The organism is Apibacter sp. ESL0404, assembly GCF_019469245.1.
GTDB lineage: Bacteria > Bacteroidota > Bacteroidia > Flavobacteriales > Weeksellaceae > Apibacter.
On record NZ_CP048267.1, the window covers coordinates 586,228 to 605,577 of the forward strand.

At 31.0% G+C, this 19,350-nt stretch carries 16 protein-coding genes; 10 read left to right on the plus strand and 6 right to left on the minus strand.

Annotated elements, in window-relative coordinates; all coding sequences use genetic code 11:
• The first annotated feature begins 27 nt into the window (after window positions 1-27).
• The 3 genes from GYM72_RS02465 (at window position 28) to GYM72_RS02475 (ending at window position 5,484) form a co-directional block, all read left to right on the plus strand.
• Window positions 28-1,722, plus strand: a complete 1,695-nt coding sequence (locus GYM72_RS02465) for a formate--tetrahydrofolate ligase (RefSeq protein ID WP_255571539.1) — start codon at window positions 28-30, stop codon at window positions 1,720-1,722.
• Between the two features lie 124 nt (window positions 1,723-1,846).
• Window positions 1,847-3,220 carry a dGTP triphosphohydrolase gene (gene dgt, locus GYM72_RS02470; protein ID WP_220264938.1) on the plus strand — a complete coding sequence of 458 codons (1,374 nt, stop codon included), beginning with the start codon at window positions 1,847-1,849 and terminating at the stop codon, window positions 3,218-3,220.
• Between the two features lie 116 nt (window positions 3,221-3,336).
• Complete coding sequence (locus tag GYM72_RS02475) at window positions 3,337-5,484, plus strand: DNA mismatch repair protein MutS (protein ID WP_220264588.1); 2,148 nt, start codon at window positions 3,337-3,339, stop codon at window positions 5,482-5,484.
• Window positions 5,485-5,538: 54 nt separating this feature from the next.
• Here GYM72_RS02475 and GYM72_RS02480 read toward each other — a convergent pair whose 3' ends face one another.
• The 4 genes from GYM72_RS02480 to GYM72_RS02495 form a co-directional block, all read right to left on the minus strand.
• On the minus strand, window positions 5,539-5,937 hold the full coding sequence (locus tag GYM72_RS02480; RefSeq protein ID WP_160557834.1) for a thiol-disulfide oxidoreductase DCC family protein: 399 nt from the start codon (window positions 5,935-5,937) through the stop codon (window positions 5,539-5,541).
• Entirely contained in the window at window positions 5,934-6,575 is a 642-nt protein-coding gene (locus tag GYM72_RS02485; RefSeq protein ID WP_160543016.1) for an ACP phosphodiesterase, read from the minus strand. The genes GYM72_RS02480 and GYM72_RS02485 overlap by 4 nt, the downstream gene beginning before the upstream one ends.
• Window positions 6,576-6,621: 46 nt before the next feature.
• On the minus strand, window positions 6,622-7,998 hold the full coding sequence (locus GYM72_RS02490; RefSeq protein ID WP_220264589.1) for a tetratricopeptide repeat protein: 1,377 nt from the start codon (window positions 7,996-7,998) through the stop codon (window positions 6,622-6,624).
• Window positions 7,999-8,106: 108 nt separating this feature from the next.
• Window positions 8,107-8,802 carry a biotin--[acetyl-CoA-carboxylase] ligase gene (locus GYM72_RS02495; protein WP_220264590.1) on the minus strand — a complete coding sequence of 232 codons (696 nt, stop codon included), beginning with the start codon at window positions 8,800-8,802 and terminating at the stop codon, window positions 8,107-8,109.
• A 126-nt stretch (window positions 8,803-8,928) separates the two neighbouring features.
• On the opposite strand from GYM72_RS02495, the gene rsfS reads away from it, so the two are divergent.
• The 6 genes from rsfS (at window position 8,929) to GYM72_RS02525 (ending at window position 14,694) form a co-directional block, all read left to right on the plus strand.
• Window positions 8,929-9,303, plus strand: coding sequence for a ribosome silencing factor (rsfS, locus tag GYM72_RS02500; RefSeq protein WP_105296916.1), 375 nt, complete (start codon window positions 8,929-8,931; stop codon window positions 9,301-9,303).
• Between the two features lie 58 nt (window positions 9,304-9,361).
• Window positions 9,362-11,350 carry an ATP-dependent zinc metalloprotease FtsH gene (gene ftsH / locus GYM72_RS02505; RefSeq protein ID WP_220264591.1) on the plus strand — a complete coding sequence of 663 codons (1,989 nt, stop codon included), beginning with the start codon at window positions 9,362-9,364 and terminating at the stop codon, window positions 11,348-11,350.
• Between the two features lie 99 nt (window positions 11,351-11,449).
• A complete protein-coding gene (locus GYM72_RS02510; RefSeq protein WP_160568292.1) occupies window positions 11,450-12,019 on the plus strand; it encodes a hypothetical protein in 570 nt (189 codons plus the stop codon).
• 12 nt (window positions 12,020-12,031) lie between these two features.
• Complete coding sequence (locus GYM72_RS02515) at window positions 12,032-12,895, plus strand: phosphatidate cytidylyltransferase (RefSeq protein ID WP_220264592.1); 864 nt, start codon at window positions 12,032-12,034, stop codon at window positions 12,893-12,895.
• A complete protein-coding gene (locus tag GYM72_RS02520) occupies window positions 12,892-13,548 on the plus strand; it encodes a phosphatidylserine decarboxylase family protein (protein WP_220264593.1) in 657 nt (218 codons plus the stop codon). Before GYM72_RS02515 ends, GYM72_RS02520 begins: the two co-directional genes overlap by 4 nt.
• Before the next feature lie 252 nt (window positions 13,549-13,800).
• Window positions 13,801-14,694, plus strand: coding sequence for a bifunctional 5,10-methylenetetrahydrofolate dehydrogenase/5,10-methenyltetrahydrofolate cyclohydrolase (locus GYM72_RS02525; RefSeq protein WP_220264594.1), 894 nt, complete (start codon window positions 13,801-13,803; stop codon window positions 14,692-14,694).
• A gap of 45 nt (window positions 14,695-14,739) precedes the next feature.
• Here the strand turns inward: GYM72_RS02525 and GYM72_RS02530 are convergent, their stop codons facing one another.
• Together GYM72_RS02530 and GYM72_RS02535 are read right to left on the minus strand one after the other, a co-directional pair.
• Complete coding sequence (locus GYM72_RS02530; protein WP_220264595.1) at window positions 14,740-15,792, minus strand: HmuY family protein; 1,053 nt, start codon at window positions 15,790-15,792, stop codon at window positions 14,740-14,742.
• 3 nt (window positions 15,793-15,795) lie between these two features.
• The gene (locus tag GYM72_RS02535) at window positions 15,796-17,967 is read right to left on the minus strand and encodes a TonB-dependent siderophore receptor (RefSeq protein ID WP_220264596.1); all 2,172 of its coding nucleotides are present in this window, start codon (window positions 17,965-17,967) and stop codon (window positions 15,796-15,798) included.
• A gap of 120 nt (window positions 17,968-18,087) precedes the next feature.
• On the opposite strand from GYM72_RS02535, the gene GYM72_RS02540 reads away from it, so the two are divergent.
• Complete coding sequence (locus GYM72_RS02540) at window positions 18,088-19,323, plus strand: T9SS type A sorting domain-containing protein (RefSeq protein ID WP_220264597.1); 1,236 nt, start codon at window positions 18,088-18,090, stop codon at window positions 19,321-19,323.
• The last annotated feature ends 27 nt before the right edge of the window (window positions 19,324-19,350 follow it).

Here is a 19,350-nt window from a genome sequence, read left to right on the forward strand (position 1 = left end):
GGAATTAAGTATTTAAATTTTAATCAGATGGAAAGTAAACATACATATAAAAAAATAAATTCAGATATAGAAATAGCCCGTTCCATAACACTGAAACCTATATCCGAAATAGCGGAAAACATAAATATTCCTGAAAAGGAAATAATACCCTTTGGAAAATATATAGCAAAAGTTCCCCTTGAGCTGGAATCCAAAGAGAAAATAAACAAATCCAATTTAATTTTAGTAACTTCCATAACGCCTACTAAAGCAGGAATAGGAAAAACAACAGTATCCATAGGTTTGGCTTTAGGACTCAATAAAATTGGTAAAAAAGCAATAGTTGCTTTAAGAGAACCTTCTTTAGGACCTTGCTTTGGCATGAAAGGAGGAGCAGCAGGAGGAGGATATGCACAAGTGCTGCCCATGGAAAATATCAATCTTCATTTTACAGGAGATTTTCATGCTATAACCTCAGCTCATAATATGATCACGGCATTATTGGATAATTATAATTATCAAAACAGAGGCACTACGGAGGTATTAAAAGAAGTGGTTTGGAAGAGAGTATTAGATGTTAATGATCGAAATCTACGCAATATAGTTTCCGGATTGGGAGGAAATGCTAACGGCGTGATTCAAGAATCGGGATTTGATATAACTCCTGCTTCGGAAATTATGGCTATACTATGCTTGGCAACGGATATAGATGATTTACGAAGAAGGATTGAAAATATTTTACTGGGCTACAAAACAGATGGTAGCATTTTTACTGTAAAAGATTTGGGTGTTGCAGGAGCTATTACGGTTTTATTAAAGGATGCCCTACTTCCTAACTTAGTACAAACCACTGAAAATACAGCCGCTTTTGTACATGGAGGTCCTTTTGCCAATATAGCTCATGGGTGCAATTCCGTACTGGCAACAAAACTGGCTATGAGTCATGGAGAATATGTAATTACAGAAGCGGGTTTTGGTGCTGATTTGGGTGCTGAAAAATTTTATGATATAAAGTGCAGAAAATCAGGGTTAGAACCTAAACTCACAGTTCTTGTGGCAACGGCTCAAGGATTGAAAATGCACGGAGGAGTTCCTATATCTCATATAAAGGAAGAAAATGTTGACGGAATCGCTCAAGGGCTTCAAAATTTGGAAAAGCATATCGATAATATTAAATCATACGGGCAAACCGTATTAGTTGCTTTTAATAAATTTTCAAATGATACAGAGAAAGAAATATCTATAGTAAAAGAATTTTGTCAAAAAAGAGGGGTTGGTTTTGCAATTAATAATGCATTTACAGAGGGCGGAAAAGGAGCAGTAGACCTGGCAGAATTAGTAGTAGAAACGATAGAAAATAGTCCTTCCGAAAAATTGAAATTTGTATATAAAGATGAGGATTCAATTAAAGTAAAAATTGAAAAAGTAGCAAAAAAAATATACGGAGCTTCATCGGTAAGTTTTAGTAAACAAGCATCTCAAAAAATAAAAAAATTGGAAGATAGTAATATGAGTAAATTTCCCGTTTGCATCGCAAAAACTCAATTTTCATTTTCTGCAAATCCTACGGCTTACGGAGTAACTAAAGACTTTGATTTAGAAATTAGGGATTTGGTAATAAACCGAGGAGCGGAATTTATAGTAGTAATTGCAGGAGATATTATGCGTATGCCCGGTTTGCCAAAAAATCCTGCTGCCATGCATATAGATTTAGTTAATGGCTTAGTAGAAGGATTAAGTTAAAAATACAATCATCCAAAAAATTAAATAAAAATTAATCGGAACAATGAGGTGTGTCGTAAAGTGCATACTACCAATATTTAGACATATAAAATAATTTTTATTTTTAATTATTATTAAACGAATGATGAATATAAACCAACTGTTCTCAGAAAAAAGAACAGGTATACAATATAAATCTACGGATAAACATACAGACGCAAGAAGTGAGTATCAAAGAGATTTTGATCGGGTTATATTTTCAACCTCTTTCAGAAGATTGCAAAACAAAACACAAGTTTTTCCATTGCCGGGAAGCGTCTTTGTACATAATCGGTTGACGCATTCATTAGAAGTAGCTTCAGTGGGCAGATCTCTAGGAAGCGATATAGGAAACTTTATAGCAACAGCCTATGCTTCGGAGCTAACAGAACAAAATAAAGAATTATATAGACATAGTCTTTACAACGTAATTTCAACAGCTTGTTTATGTCATGATATTGGTAATCCAGCATTTGGACATTCCGGAGAAGATGCAATTGCCAGTTATTTCCAACGAAATGCTTCTCAATTAAAAGATAAATTTTCAGCATTAGAATGGAGCGATTTTTTAAATTTTGAGGGAAATGCTAATGCCATACGCATCTTGACACAAAAACAAAACGGTAAGTCCGAAGGAGGAGCTATGCTTACGTATTCAACTTTAGCGTCGATTGCTAAATATCCCTGTGAGTCCATAGCAAAAGATAAAAACATAATAGAAAGAAAAAAATTTGGTTTTTTTCAATCCGAAAAAAATACGTTTAAAGACATAGCTCACGAAACGTCTATGATTTTGGTACAAGAAAATCCCTTGTGTTATCATAGACATCCCTTTGTTTGGATTGTAGAGGCTGCCGATGATATTTGCTATAACATTATTGATTTGGAAGATGCCCAACGATTAGGATTTATAAATGCTCAAATATGTGAAGAACTTTTGCAGCAAATTATTGAAGAAATACACGGTAATAATAAATGGAGCAGAGTGAAGAAAAAATTGGATAGTATTGAAGATAAAAACGATCGTATTTCTTTTCTGCGTGCTGTATCAATCGGTGCATTAATTTCCAGATCAGTGGAATTGTATAAACAATACTTTGAAGAAATTATAAAAGATACTTTGCAAACTTCCATATATGACCTAATTCAGCAGGAATGCAAAGCAATTCAAACAATCAAAGAATTTTCCAAAACCCATATATATAATCATCGATCGGTAGTTGAAATTGAAAATGCAGGATATAATGTGATGTATGAATTACTGGATCATTTTATACCGTCAATTTTAAAATCAGAAAAAGAACGTTTAGGATATGAAAAAAGAGCGGTTCAACTCATTCCTAAACAGTTTCTATATGAAGACAGAGGAGATTATGAAAAAGTTTTGGGTATTATTGATTTTGTATCGGGAATGACCGATAATTACGCTACAGATTTATACAGAAAAATTAAGGGAATTGATATAGGCATGACTTTGTAACTCGATATTTAAGCAAAATTTAGGTTTAATTCAAAGTGAAGTTTATCGAAGAGTAAATATAGAAGAGGAAAAAACCTTATTTTTGTATACGCATTATATACAGTACAAAGGATAATATGCAGATATCAGAAGATACGTTAAAAGAATTAGAATTTCAGAAGATTATTGATGAAATAATACCCTTTTGTTATTCAGAAAAGTCAAAGGATTTAGTTGCTCAGCTCAAACCTCTAAAAAAAGAAAAAATTAAAGAAAGTCTTCACTGTGTCAATGAATATTTAGGAAGCTTTTCTAATGAAAATTATATTCCGTTCAGGGAATATGATGATATTGAAACTGAATTAAAAATGCTTCTTATAGAAAATTTTACGTTAGAAGCAAGATCCTTTCATAAAATTAGAAATTTATCTCAATTAGTGAATTCACTAATTGTTCATTTTGAAAAATTTAAAGATTATTTTCCTACTCTACATAAAAATCTCTCACATATTGAATATACCAAAGAGATTATTTTAATGGTAAATAAAATATTCAATCGTTTTGGTGAAGTTAAGAATGATGCAACCGTTACTCTGCAAAATATAAGAGAGCATATCCAGATAATCAGGAAAACTATACAGGAAAATTTTGATAAAACAGTAACCCATTTTTCTCAAACAGGAGTTTTAGATGAAATCAGGGAAAGTGTTATTGATGACCAACGAGTGTTGGCTGTAAAATCGTCTTTTAAAAAATCAGTCAAAGGCAGAGTATTAGGTTTTTCTAAAACCGGTTCGATCTGTTTTATCCTACCGGAATCTGTGATTCAACCCAATGTACGATTAATGGAATTAATCAATCAGGAAAAAAAGGAAATAGAAAAAATTCTTTTTAACCTGACTCAGCAAATGGTTGAATTTTACCCGTTATTAGAAAAATATCAACACTATATATATAAATTGGATGTAATACAGGCAAAAGCACGATATGCGGAAGCATTAGATGCAGTATTACCTGAAATTACTGATCAAGCGGAAGTTCATCTGATCAATGCTTATCATCCAATCCTTTTTCTTACAAATAAAAAAGAGAAAAAAACAACGATTCCACAGACACTTACCTTGGACAAAAACATTCGGATAATATGTATTTCAGGTCCAAATGCCGGAGGTAAAAGTATTACACTGAAAACAGTTGGATTGTTGCAGCTCATGATACAAAGTGGTATTTTAATTCCGGTGCATCCTAAATCTAAGGTAGGATTTTTTAATAAAATACTTACCGATATAGGAGATAATCAATCGATTGAAAATCAGTTAAGTACTTATAGTTCTCGATTAAGGAAAATGCAACAAATCATTAAACAAGCCGATGCACATACCTTATTATTGATTGATGAATTTGGAACCGGATCTGATCCTGAATTAGGGGGAGCATTGGCAGAAGCATTTTTGGAATATTTTTATCATAAAAAATCATTCGGTATTATTACGACTCATTATACCAATATCAAATTGAAGATAGAAGAATTAAGTCATACCAAAAATGCGTCTATGTTATTCAACGAGAAAACTTTGCAACCTATATATAAGTTGGAAGTAGGACAGGTGGGAAGTTCATTTACGTTTGAAGTGGCAGAAAAAAATAAAATACCTAAAGAAATTATTCAAGTTGCCAAGCAAAAAATTGAAAAAGATAAGGTTAATTTAGATAAAACTATAGTACGTTTACAGCAGGAAAAATATCAAGTTGAAAAATTAAAAGGCGATTTAAATAAGCAAATTGATCATTCAGAAGAGAAGAAAAGACAATTGACCGATACGATCAATAATTATAAACAAAAACTGATTAATTTTCAGAAGTTGTATGATGAAGAAACTAAGTTAAATCAACTGGGTCAAAAATTTGAAAAATATATAGACGCATATTCAAGTGGTAAGAAAAAAAGAGACATTATAAAAGACTTTACTAAAATACTGGAACAAGAAAAATATAAAAAAACACAAGTTACTGAAGTTGAAAAAATTCAAACTAAGAAGCAACGAAACAAAGTTAAGACCGAGTTAAAAAAAGAAGAAATAAAAAAGCAATTAGAAGAAACAAAGGCTGAAGAAGTACGAACAACTGCAGATAGAGCAAAAAAATGGATGAAAGAAGGGAAAAGAGTTCGAATTAAAGGCAGCTCCAGTGTTGCTACCATAGATAAAATTGAAGGAGAAACCGCATTTCTAAATTACGGACTGTTTACAACTAAAATTTCGGTTTATGAAATTGAAAAAGTATAATATTAATTTTTATAAAAATTAATGTAAGTAACCTAGAAATATCTATCCGAAATTTTAAATAAATTTTCTTTTATTTTCAGGAGTAGGAACCATGCAGCTATCTTTTTTTCCGAATAAATGATATCGATATTTGGATATTAAAGAATAAATCCAATCTCTTATAAAAGAAGGGATCAATAGAAAAACAGATAAGAGATTATAGGGGAAACCAAGGTTCTGTGCTATTTTTAAAGCAGCTGTACTTTTAGTATAGTACGCTACCTCGGGTTCATATAAAATTATTGATTTAAAATCGGAAGAATCAAGATTTCTTTCCTTTAAAAAATTTTGTCCATATTCGGATTGTAGAGAGGAAAATTTAAATTGATTATGTTTATCTCTTTTAATAATAAATTGAACCGTAGAATTGCAAAGATTACAAACGCCGTCAAATAAAACAATGTATGTTTTCATAAACGATGAGTATGGTTTTGCAAAATTAAAACTTCGTATTCCGGCATTAACTTTATAATAAATTTTTTACAATAAGATTGAAGTTGAGGGAAAAAATCAAGAAAATGCCGTTCAATTTTTTTTTCTTGTAAATATATCTCCTTAATTGAATTACCCATATCAGCAATGCTTTGATTAAATTTGGATTTTTTGGTTAGATGATGCAGCGTCCATTCAATACCTTCATAAGTACTGTATTTTTCAAACCAATCATCTTCAATTAAAGATTTTAAAATGGTATCTAATTTTTTCGGAAACAAAAGTTCCGTACTTTGAACTAAATCATAACATGAATTTTTGAAATGCTCAAAATCCTCTTCATAAAAAAGATGCCAATTTTTTATTAAGAAATAATCATAGATAACATCGGTGATTATAGGGGCAAATTTTCCATACGATTTATGGAAAATACTAGTTGTTTCTTTAACAATAGGATGAGAATCCGTAAATGAATCGATATGCCGATGTAAAAGAATGCCGGTAGCTATAGACTGAGGATAATTTTGATAATCTTTACCCCGAACAACTTCACCCAACACATTACCTAATTGTATATCAGGAATTTGATACGATAGCAATTGATGGGCTACAATGTTCATTGAATATTATCAATTATTCTTTATGGTTTTTATTAATAAATAGGTTTTAAATAATGCCGGGATTTTTATATTTAATTGTGTTATCCCTAAGTAAAATTGAGTATTTTTCCTGCATTTCTTGTTTAATGGAAGGATTCAATTTTAGTGCCATTTTTAAAAATTTTTCACTCTTTTCATAATTCTTCAATAAGAAATAGCAGTTGCTTAGTTGATAGTAAAGTTCTGCTCTATGAAAATTCTTAAAACTTTTATGCAATAGTAATGCGGCCTTACTATAATCCCCCAAACTGATGAGTAATTCGGAAAAAGCCAACCAATTATAAAAATGATTGGGTTCAAGCTCAATAATTATTTCAAACGAATCAGAAGCTTCTTCATATTTTCCAAGCTGAATGTTGAGGTAAGCATATTTTTTCCAATAATTAACCTCTTTAGATTCTATATCCAGAGCTTTTTTTATGTAGTGAAGAGCTTCTTCATTATTACCTAAAGAATCATAGATGTCAGAGATTTCATACCAAGCTTTATCAAATTGAGGATCTTCTTTTACTGCTTTTTGAAAAGAGGTAAGCGCTTGTATAGGTTTACGAAGCTTATTATAAGCCTGTCCAATCTTAAAAAGAGTAAAAGCAGCCGTATCGTCAAAATCTAAAGACTCGTTATAAACACTTATCGCTTTTTCCCATTGGTTTAATTTTTCATAGCAAAAGGCTTTTTGAGTATATCCGGCAATGCTCTTAGGGTTAATTATAACTGTATAATCAAAAGCAAATAAAGCTTTATCATACCAATTCTGATTTAAGTATTGTAATCCCAATTGAAACCAAGCTTCATCGGAATAAGGATTTACATCAATGTATTGATTTAAAAAAGTTATACATTCTCTATGCTGATGTAAAATATCGTAACAATGTATGCAAGAAAATAAGGAATACTCATCGTTTTTGTTATATTCTAATGCTTTTTTAAATGAATTTAAAGCAAACGTGGGCTCCTTAATTTCAAGATATTCATGGCCTAAACAATTATAAATATAATCTTCATCTTCTTCATTTTTTAATGCCGCCTTATAGAAATCAATAGATTTATAAGGAAAATTACGCAAAGACCAATATTTTGCAGTAGCAATTAAGTAATCAGTATCAGCAAAACATAATTCCTTTAATTCTTCGATTAAATCGAAAGCTTTATGTAAATCTTCGATTTTAACAAAATATTCGAGCTGTTTAATTTTAATATCAATATTGTTTGGGTATAGAGAAAATGCAATATCAAGAGCTTTAATAGCATATTCAAAATCATAAATCTCCAAGTAGAAAGAAATAATTTCGCAAAACTCATCCGCTTCAAAATAAACGGATTTATTTTCTTCCAACATTTCTTCGAACATATTTACCAGCTCATTGTCAAAAAAATCTTCCACTTAGTTTTTACTTTATTTTTAAATTTATGTAAATATAATTAAAAAAAAAGTATTATAACTATTTGAAATAATTTATTATTCACAAGTATTAAACAAAATTTAAATAATTTAATATAAAAATTCGATTTCTTTGATTCTAAATTTCATAATCCCCTTATTTTCAATTCTAACCTCTAAAAGTCCGTCTTCTTCAACTTTTTGAATAATTCCGTTTTTAATGGATCCGCCTATTTTAAAAGCCAGTACTTTTCCTTTACCAAACAGATATTCATTATAATTGGAAAGAAGATACAAGGGATCATCAAGTAAATGGAAATTATTTTCAAAATCTTTCATTAAACCATGTACTAGATCCGTTAGATTATAATTTTGAGAAGAAAAAGAAAGTAAGGATGAAGCATGAGGAATTCCCGTGAATTCTTTTTGAAGAACATTTATGCCAATTCCTACAATAAACGTGTTTCCTGATTTTTCAATTAAAATTCCACAGACTTTTTTTTTATTAATTAAAATATCATTAGGCCATTTAATTAAGGCAACAGTTTTTGTGATTTTTTTTATGAATAAACATACCCGAATAGCCACCCAAAAACTAAGATAATTGTTAGGAATGGAAGGGGAGGTAAGACAAAATGTCATAGCAATATTTTTACTAGGTTCGGACATCCATTGATGACCATTAACACCTCTTCCTTTCGTTTGATTAAAAGAAAATACACCGTGGAAATTAGTTGAATATTGCTTTATGTTTTCTCTGACAAAATCGTTAGTAGAACCAATTTTATCAAAATATTCTAATGGCATAAGATTTGACAAATACAATTAAATGATAAAATTATTAAATTATAATTAATATAAGTGATAAATTGATTATTTTTGCATAGATTCATTACATTTTATAAAAGACACATTATACTAGAAATAGATTAGATGACTGATACACAGATCGAAAAAAAAGAATTATTAGAAAATATTATAAAAGGGATAGAAGAAGTTAAAGGATACGATATAACTATTTTGAACTTTACCAAATTAGAAAATACAATTACAGATTATTTTGTCATATGCACGGGGGGAACTAATACTCAAGTTTCCGCAATTTCCAATTCTGTGGAAAGATTTGTAAGAAAAAATACTAAAGACAAGCCTTGGCATATTGAAGGAGTTGATAATCAACAATGGGTTTTAATGGATTACGTATCTATAGTTGTTCATATTTTTCAGCCCGAATATAGAGAATATTATGATTTAGAAAATTTATGGGGTGATGTGGAAATAACCAGAATTCCTAATCCGGACAAATAAGATCTTATAAACTTATAAATATACATAATCCGATAATTATAAAAAATCAGACTTAATTTTGGAAACAAATAATAAAAAGAAAAAAGATAACAAACCATTTTCGTTTAATTGGTTTTATGGTATACTTATCATATTTGCTATACTACTAGTATCTCAAGAATTTTTAAATTCCGGAAAAGACGTAAAAATAGATTCTGCTAAATTTTTCAGCTATTTAGAAAAAGGTTACGTTAAAAATGTAGTATTTGTTAACGGCTCTTCTGAGGTAAAAGTATATTTAACCCAGGAAGCAATGAAGAATCCTGAAGTTTATAACATGGACAATCAAGGATTCAGTCCATTTAAACAACTTTCTGATTCTCCACAATTCTCATTCATAGCAGGAGACAAACAACTTTTTGAAAAAAGATTCAATGAAGATAAAGCAAATTATAATTTAAATACCAACTTAGAATTTGAAAACCCTAGTCAATGGGGAGATGTATTTATTCAATTATTATTACCAATTCTTTTCTTTGCACTAATATGGTTTTTCTTATTTCGTAAGATGGCCGGAGGAAGTGCCGGAGGAGGAGGACAAATCTTTAATATTGGTCGCTCCAAAGCAAAACTTTTTGATGAAAATGATAATGTTCGAGTTACATTTAAAGATGTAGCAGGATTGGAAGGAGCAAAAGAAGAAGTAGAAGAAATAGTTGATTTTTTAAAAAATCCTCAAAAATATACCAAATTAGGAGGTAAAATACCTAAAGGTGCTTTATTAGTAGGGCCTCCGGGAACCGGTAAAACTTTATTAGCTAAAGCGGTAGCCGGAGAAGCTAAAGTTCCCTTTTTCTCTTTATCAGGTTCAGACTTTGTCGAAATGTTTGTGGGAGTGGGGGCTTCCAGGGTAAGAGATTTGTTCAGACAAGCTAAGGAAAAATCGCCATCAATTATATTTATAGATGAAATTGATGCTATCGGTAGAGCCAGAGGTAAAAACAATATTACCGGATCTAACGATGAAAGAGAAAACACGTTAAATCAGTTGCTAACAGAAATGGATGGTTTTGGAACAAATACCAGCGTTATCGTTTTGGCAGCAACCAACCGAGCAGATATCTTAGACAAGGCATTAATGCGTCCGGGCCGTTTTGACAGATCCATTTATGTTGATTTACCGGATTTAAATGAAAGAAAAGAGATTTTTCAAGTTCATTTGAAACCTTTAAAATTAGATGAAGATCTAGATGTCGATTTCTTGGCTAAACAAACTCCCGGATTTAGTGGAGCAGATATTGCCAATGTTTGTAACGAAGCGGCGTTAATAGCAGCACGTAAAGGAAAAGAAAGTGTAGGAAAGCAAGATTTCTTAGATTCTGTGGATAGAATTATCGGAGGTTTGGAGAAAAAGAATAAAGTAATTAAGCCTCATGAGAAAAAGAGAGTTGCTTTTCACGAAGCAGGCCATGCTACCATCAGTTGGATGGTTGAACATGCAGCTCCTTTATTAAAAGTAACTATTGTTCCAAGAGGACGCTCATTAGGAGCAGCTTGGTATCTTCCTGAAGAAAGACAGTTAACAACCACAGAACAAATGTTAGATGAAATATGTGCTACTTTAGGGGGGAGAGCTGCAGAAGAGGTGATATTTAATAATATATCAACCGGAGCATTGTCCGATTTAGAACGCGTAACAAAGCAAGCCAATGCGATGGTAACCATTTACGGATTAAGCGATCAAATAGGGAATATTTCTTATTATGATAGCTCAGGTAACGAATATGGTTTTACAAAGCCTTACTCAGAAGTTACTGCTGAAACTATTGACAAAGAAATATCAAAGATCATTGAATCGCAATATAAAAGAGCTGTTCAGATCTTATCAGATAACAAAGATAAATTAACTAGATTAGCTAATAAATTATTAGAAAAAGAAGTAATATTTAAAGAAGATTTAGAAGAAATTTTCGGTAAAAGAAAATTTGATGAAGAAACTTTTTCAGAAGAAATAGAAGAGGAAAGCCTTAAAGAAAATGATCAAAATAGTGAATCAAAATCCGAATAATGGCAAGTATTTTGATAAATTCTAAACAACATATAAAATAAAAAGTTTTTTATATATTTGATTTGATAATAATTTTGATTTTTAAGTGCTAAAAAGTGAATGGGATTTCTTAACAAAATATTTGGAAAAAAAAACAAAGAAGAAACTACTAATCTGGATTTTTACAATGAAGGAGAAGAAGAGGATGTAGCATTTGCTAGGAAATTTAAAGCAGGAGGAGGGATGTTCTTTTACTGTGAAAATCAGGAAGAATCTTTACATTATTTACAAGAAATACTTAAGAATGAAGATATTAGTGAAGTTCTATGTGTAGAACCTAAACTAATATCTATGATAAATCAATTAGATTGCAATTATTCAACACAAAGTACAGGCGATCAAGATATTGCCCTTATTAATTGTGAGTACTTAGTAGCTTTGGATGGTTCCATAATGATTTCTTCTGATCAAACCTATCACTTAAAAAAAACGGATTTACCCAAAAAAATTATTGTTTGGGCTACTCCAGGTCAAATCATCTCTTCCTCAAGTGTAGGATTAGCTAAGATAAGATATGCTAAAAAGAATAATATTCCTTCCAATATTACTTCAATACATGGCAATCAAGTTCAAGGATTTAGTAGTATATCTACAGCTAAAAAACTATATTTACTTTTAGTTGAAGAATAATTTTTAAAACTGGTGAAAACAATATTTGTCCGTGCCTTATCAGGTCTTGTCTATGTGCTGCTTATTTTTTTATGCACCACTCATTTTCTATCCGATATACTTTATATTTACTTTGACTTAAAAATAAATTCCTTCTATTTATTATATGCTTTGCTTACCTTATTTTTATTAGGGTGCAGTTTTGAAACAGTAAAGCTTTTAAAATATTCAAATTTCATATATAAACTTTTAACCTTTGTCTTAATAGGTGTTATATATTATACTTTCACTCAAAATTTTTTTAACAGCAGTTTTAGTTTACGGTTACTCTATTGGAGATATATTCTTATTTTAGTTTTATTTTGCCTATCCATTATAACTCTATTTTATTTTTCTGATGAGCTTTATACGGACAGTGCAAAACTCATATTTACCACAGCATATTTAAGTATACCTTTTGGGTTGAGTCTGGCTATACCTCGGAGTATCAATCCTTTAACTCCCGAAATATTTTATGTCTTTTTATTACTTTGGATAAGTGACAGCTTTGCTTATCTAATAGGCAGTAAATTCGGTAAACGGAAACTAGCTCCCAAGATTTCACCTAACAAATCCGTTGAAGGGTTAATCGGAGGAATTGTGTCTACTATAATAGCAGGATTAGTTATCGAATATCTGGAGCCGGGTTTACGTGGTAATTGGATTGTAATAAGTATAATTATAGCTATATTTGCACCAATAGGTGATCTGGCCGAATCTAAGCTGAAAAGAAAATTTAAAGTTAAAGATTCCGGAAATTTAATTCCCGGACATGGCGGAGTATTGGATCGATTAGATAGTTTTATCTTTTGCATCCCTGCTTTATTTGCCTATTATTTAATAAATACTATTGTATGAGGTTACACAAAGAAGGTAAAACCATTATTGGTATTAGTTTAATAGTAAGCATACTAATAAGTATCCTTTCCATTTATTTTCTTAACTATTGGGGACTTATAATAGCGGTGCCAGTTCTGGTATTATCATTTTTTATTATTTGGTTTTTCAGAAATCCGATCAGAAGCTATGATGCAAAGGCAAATGAAATTATTGCGCCTGTAGATGGAAAGGTGGTAATTGTGAAAGAAGTTTATGAAAAAGAATTTCTTAAAACCAATTGCATCCAAGTATCTATTTTTATGTCTCCTTTAAATGTACACGTTTGCAGATATCCGGTAAGCGGAAAAGTTATATTTAAGAAATACCATCCGGGTAAATTTTTAGTTGCTTGGCATGAAAAATCTTCAGAATTAAACGAACGAACTACAGTTGCTGTAGAAACAGAGCAAAAACAAAAAATTCTTTTTAGACAAATTGCAGGAGCAATGGCTCGAAGGATAGTAATTTATTCACAAATAGGAGATACAGCTCAAGCAGGTAAAGATTTCGGCTTTATAAAATTCGGCTCCAGAATGGATGTGTTTCTTCCTTTAGGAACTGAAATCTTAGTTAAAGTAGGAGATATTATACCTGATGGAGGAGAACGGGTAATTGCCAGGTTAAAAGAGTAGTACTACTTACTAATCTTCTTACTTAATTTCATAAGCGAATTTTTTTACAATATTTTTAAAAACCTATCTAATTCATATGGTTTAGTAATTTAATTATACAATAATAATAATTAAATTATTTTTATCCAAATTACTATCACTAGTATATAAATAAAAAAATATTTGATTCAGAAATCAGATAAAAACAATTGATATAATACCGATCATTTAGAAGTTAATTTTTACATTTGTATCACTTTTAAAATTAAAAATATGGCTAATATATTGGACGGTATCAAATTATCTAAGCAAATAAAACAAGAAATTAAAGAAGAAGTAATCCAATATGTAAACCAAGGGCATCGTCAACCTCACTTATTAGCTGTTCTTGTGGGCGAAAATGCTGCAAGTGTAACCTATGTAAACAATAAAATTAAAGATTGTCAAGCAGTAGGATTTAAATCTTCCTTATTAAAACTTAAGAGTACTGTAACAGAAGATGAATTACTTGAGGAAGTAAAAAAACTTAATGAAACGGAAGGATTGGACGGATTTATAGTTCAATTACCTCTTCCCAAACATATTAATCAAGAAAAAATTATAACGGCTATAAATCCCGATAAAGACATCGATGGTTTTCATCCCGTAAATTTTGGAAAAATGGCTTTAGAAATTGAAAGTTTTTTACCCGCAACTCCTTACGGAATTATGGAAATGCTGTCCAGATATAACATTTCAACCGAGGGCAAAGAAGTTGTCGTCATTGGCCGAAGCAGAATTGTAGGTCGTCCGATGAGTATTCTTCTAAGCCGAAAAGGAAATCCTGGGGATGCGACGGTTACTTTAGTACATTCTAAAACAGTTGATATACCTAAACATACTAGAAATGCAGATATTATTATAACCGCTTTAGGAGTTCCCCACTTTTTAAAAGCAGACATGATTAAACAAGGAGCGGTAATTGTTGATGTTGGAATTACTAAAGTTGAGGATTCCATACACGAAAAAGGGTACTATTTAGCCGGAGATGTTGATTTTCAAGAAGTATCAAAAAAAGCATCTTGGATAACTCCGGTTCCCGGAGGTGTAGGGCCTATGACTAGAGCCATGCTCTTGAAAAATACCCTGTATGCTTACAGTAAAGAAATAAATAATAAAAATAAATAAAAAAACAGGTTGTTGAAAAATCAACAACCTGTAAATAAAGAGCAATTAATTAGTGAGTAATTTGTATTCGAATTTCGGATATCCTCTTCGTCCATCCTTATCCGTCATATTTAAAAATTTGAGTTTAAATAAATTGCCTTTAGAATCCTTAAGAACATAAAACCGATCCGTAAATACCTTAGCCCCTCCATACGTTGTTCTCCAACTGGACCCGATAACTCTGTGATCGTTATAAACAAATTTTGTATAATCTACTTTTTCCTTAGTAAAATCTTCGTAACTTCCCACATCAGATATATTTGCTTGATAGGCTCCGGTGTTATTCATCGTATTTATGGTCACAAAATCAGAAAAAGTATACGTACCATGTCCTTTATTTTCATTGATGAAAACTGTAAAGCATAGATCCCACAAGTTTTTGGCAGGCTGAACTTTGACGATGCCAGCGGATAAATTTAAATAAGAAAAATGATACTCTTTATCTTTTTTAACTATCATTTCATGATGCGTTGTATCATTTATATTTGCATATTGAATTTTATAACTATTAGAATCATTACGAAGAACCCTAATTTTTTTCCATCCCCTGTGTTCTCCTACAACCGTTAAATCATTCGTATTACCGCTAAACACAGAATATCCCATATTAACAAGATACACATGGTTTTCTTCATCTTTTTCGCTTATTTCATCAATGGCGGTGCGCTCCAAATAATTTCCCATAATATCATCAACATACTGCACATTATCTGCTTGAAAATTACCTACCGTTACTACCGATTTCATAGAGGCGATATCAGATTCTTTCACTTCATCTATCGAAGTAGAATTCAATTTACCTGCAGCCATTAACGTAGAATTATTTAAAATAACACGAAATTTATCCCCACCATAAAATCCAAAATCCCAAGAATCCCTCTGATTTACATTCATTCGGTTTTGATCCAGATCAACCCAAACTTGATTAGGTTCGGTAGGTCCTCCAACGGGAACATCTAAAGTAGCTCCCGGTTGAGGAACCACGATAGGACTATCATCTTCTTTACAATTTAAAAGAACAACAAGAGAAATGAGTATAGGTAAAAAATATTTTTTCATCATTTATATATTAAAATTAAAACCAAGTTTAGCGAAGTATGATCTACCATAAAATAAATTGATACTTTTTACAGGTCCGTCGTGAGCTCCAGCTTGTGCAGCAGTAGTATTTACTTTCTTAATATCAAAAATATTTCTTACCCCTGCCGTAAGTTCAATAAATTTGTTAAATAATGATTTCCTAACCGAAAAATCTAATAAATTAAAATCATCTTGTTTTCCCAAGTAATAAGAATCAGTTTTAGAATCTAATACATAAGAAGATTCTTTTCCGTTATATTTATAAAAAAGAGAAAAAGTAGTATCCCATTTCTTAATTGTATAGTTAACATTGGAGTTTAGTTGGAAGGTATACAAATAATCATTATCAGGAGTTGTAATAGGAATGCCGTTGATATTGTCTTCTAACGTTCGAGAAACTCCAAAATAAGAAGCATTCAGGTTAAAATGAAAATTTTGAATTCTCATATTTGAATTGAGTTGTACTCCCCATGTTTTGAACTTATCCACATTCAAATATTTATATTCTAACGGTTGCATATTAACCGTTGCAAGTTCAATTTTGTCTTTTAAATTAATATACAACGTACTTAGCGTGATATCACCTTTAAAATTATCTTTAGATTTAAATTTCTGATTCCAATAAATGGAACTGGAATACCCTTTTTCGGGAACTAAATTTTCATTTCCCTGTACATTATGATTAGTATCGACAAAATACGTATACAATTCGTCAAAATTTGGAGTTCGATTGGTAGAAGTAACTTCCGTACGAAAATTAGAATTAGGAGATAGTTGGTATTTCATAGCCAGTGAATAAGAATACTGATTATCAAATTTTGTATTAAAACTCGCTCGGAATCCGGGTTTTAAATATAGATCCGGGTTCGCTTTGATTTCAGCAGATCCAAACAAATCATAATTGTCTAAATGTTTTTTCAAATCCTCTTGAAAGCCGGAAGTGTTCATTCCTCCAATCGAACTGGAATTCGCAGACCTTAATCCTTCAATAAAATTAAATTCATAGCCAATTTGATAAGATAATATTTTACTAAGGGAAGGAGAACTAAAAGTTCCGCGAGTGTACCAGGCATCAGTTCCGGCATATTTTTTATAAGCATCTTTCTTTCCAAAAACCTCTCTCATACCAATGTCGTACGTATAATCCCTGCTTTTTCTACTTTGTTTTTGATAAGAAAAATCCCCGTTATAAGTTAGATAATTGAAAAGTTTGGCACTTAAAAAAAGATGATGAAGCCAACGATCTGTTTTAAAATTTCGATCCTTAGAAGCATAAGTAAAAAGACCACCTTCAGACAATGCCCTGTAATCAACGATAGGATTATAATAATTAGTCAACTCATTTAAGAATTGTAAATTATAAAAAGCATTAAAATCAGTAGTTTTATAATTGATAAGAGCATTGGAATTCCATTGTTCCTTTGGAAGCCATTCGTAACCTCTATAACCATCATTCTCATAATATCTTTTACCCTTTTTGTTTCCGAAAAAACCTTTAAAATCATTACGATTTGCTCCTAAAGATAAGAACCATTTATCTGATAAAGAATGAGAAATATCTAATGACTGAATATGTCTTCCCTGTTCTTTCCAATCATACTCTTTACCTACCGTTTCCTCTTGTACATATCCGGAAAGTTTCCATTTAGAATTGATTTTTTTACGGGTTATAATATTGACAATTCCCGTCAGTGAATTAGACCCGTAATCCGTACCCATACTCCCTCTCACAATCTCGATCCGTTCCACATTATCTAAATTAATTTTGGTTAAATCAACATTGGAGCCCATTCCATAATCACTCACCATAGGAATGTTATCTATTAATACTTTAAAATATTGACCATCCAAACCGAAAAGAGAAGCTTCAGAATCCCCGTTTTTACTGTTGGGTAGAGTATTAAAGTTAAGATAATAACTTAAAATGTCCGATATATTGGATGCTGCCCTGTTTTTAATATCTTCTTGGGATATGACCTCAACTTGATATATGGATTTATCAACACTTTGTTGATGATATTGACCTGTTACCACAATTTCGTCAATATCCTTTACTTTATTTTTTTTGTCATTAGTCTCTTGAGAATAAGATAAATTACTTAAAATCAGAGATATATATAATAAAAAGAACTTATTGGAGATATTCTTTTTCATAGTTTTTTTAGCAAAAGTAAAAATTATTTAGAATAAATCTAAATATTATTGAGAATAAATCTAAATAATAATTATATTTGCCCTAAATAAAAATAGAATAAAAACTTAAATCTATTGATTATGAAAAGGACTATACTGCTTATAGTATGGTTTATGGTACAAGTTACCGTACATGCTCAAGAAAAAAATATCGCTCTTTCCTTAGGTTCTTCTTATACTCAACAAGTATATTTTCAATTGGGTTCTAATAATCAAATCACCCTGCCCACAACAGATTGGGACTTAGCTTTTCTAAGAAAAGATGCCAGAAGTTTTGCTACACGCGTGAATGATGCACGCATTAAAGTTTATGAAGCAGCAAATGCAGCTTCAGATTGGAATACTATTGATGTATCTAAGAAACAACAATGGAAAAAATTATATAATAGCGAGGTTAAATGGGAAAAAGGAGCGTTCGATAACGGTTCGGCGACCTACGGATGGGGAGAATATTTTATGCCCACCCATCATGTAGTGGGTTCTATCATATTTGTATTAGAATATGACGATGGAACTCTTATGAAATTTATGATTGAAGATTATTTTAAAGGATATACATGTAAATATGCCATTTGGGAGGGAACATCATGGAGTTCAGATCGATCCTTTACAATCTTAAATTCCACAGGTGAAGGAAAAATGTTTAACTATTATTCATTGAAAAATAATAAATTGGTTGATACAATTCCCTTGGATGCAGATTGGGATTTGCTTTTTACAAAATATACTTCGTTCTATAAAAACATAGATTATGTTTCTGTAACAGGAGCATTACAAAATACTCACGTATCCGTTGCTAAAAAATTAGAAGGCGACCAAACTGAACTTCAAAATGAAAATTTTAAAAATGAGATTAATACCATAGGAGACCGATGGAAGGAATTATCCGGTTATTCATACGTAATTCCAAAAAATAAATATTACGTTAAAACAGAAAAAGATCAAACAACGAGCTTATACGAATTATGGTTTACTGATTTTGGAGGAGCAGCTACAGGAACTATCAATTTCACGTATAAAAAAATAAATAATTTAGGAATAGAAGAATTGACAGATCATTCTTCCTTTACGGTTTATCCTAATCCTATAGTAAATAAAACGGCTACCTTACTATATGATATTAAAAATTCCAATGCAAATAAAGCAGAATTATCCATATATAGCTTAAGTGGTAAGAAAATGTACGAAGATAAAATCTTGGGGCAAGCCGGTTTTTATTCAAAAGAATTGAATTTATCTGCCTTAACTCCCGGAATTTACATTCTCGTATTCAAAGTAGGTGATCATAAAGCGACTAAAAAAATCATTGTCAAATAAACGTTTATCAAAGAAAAAATCAGGCTT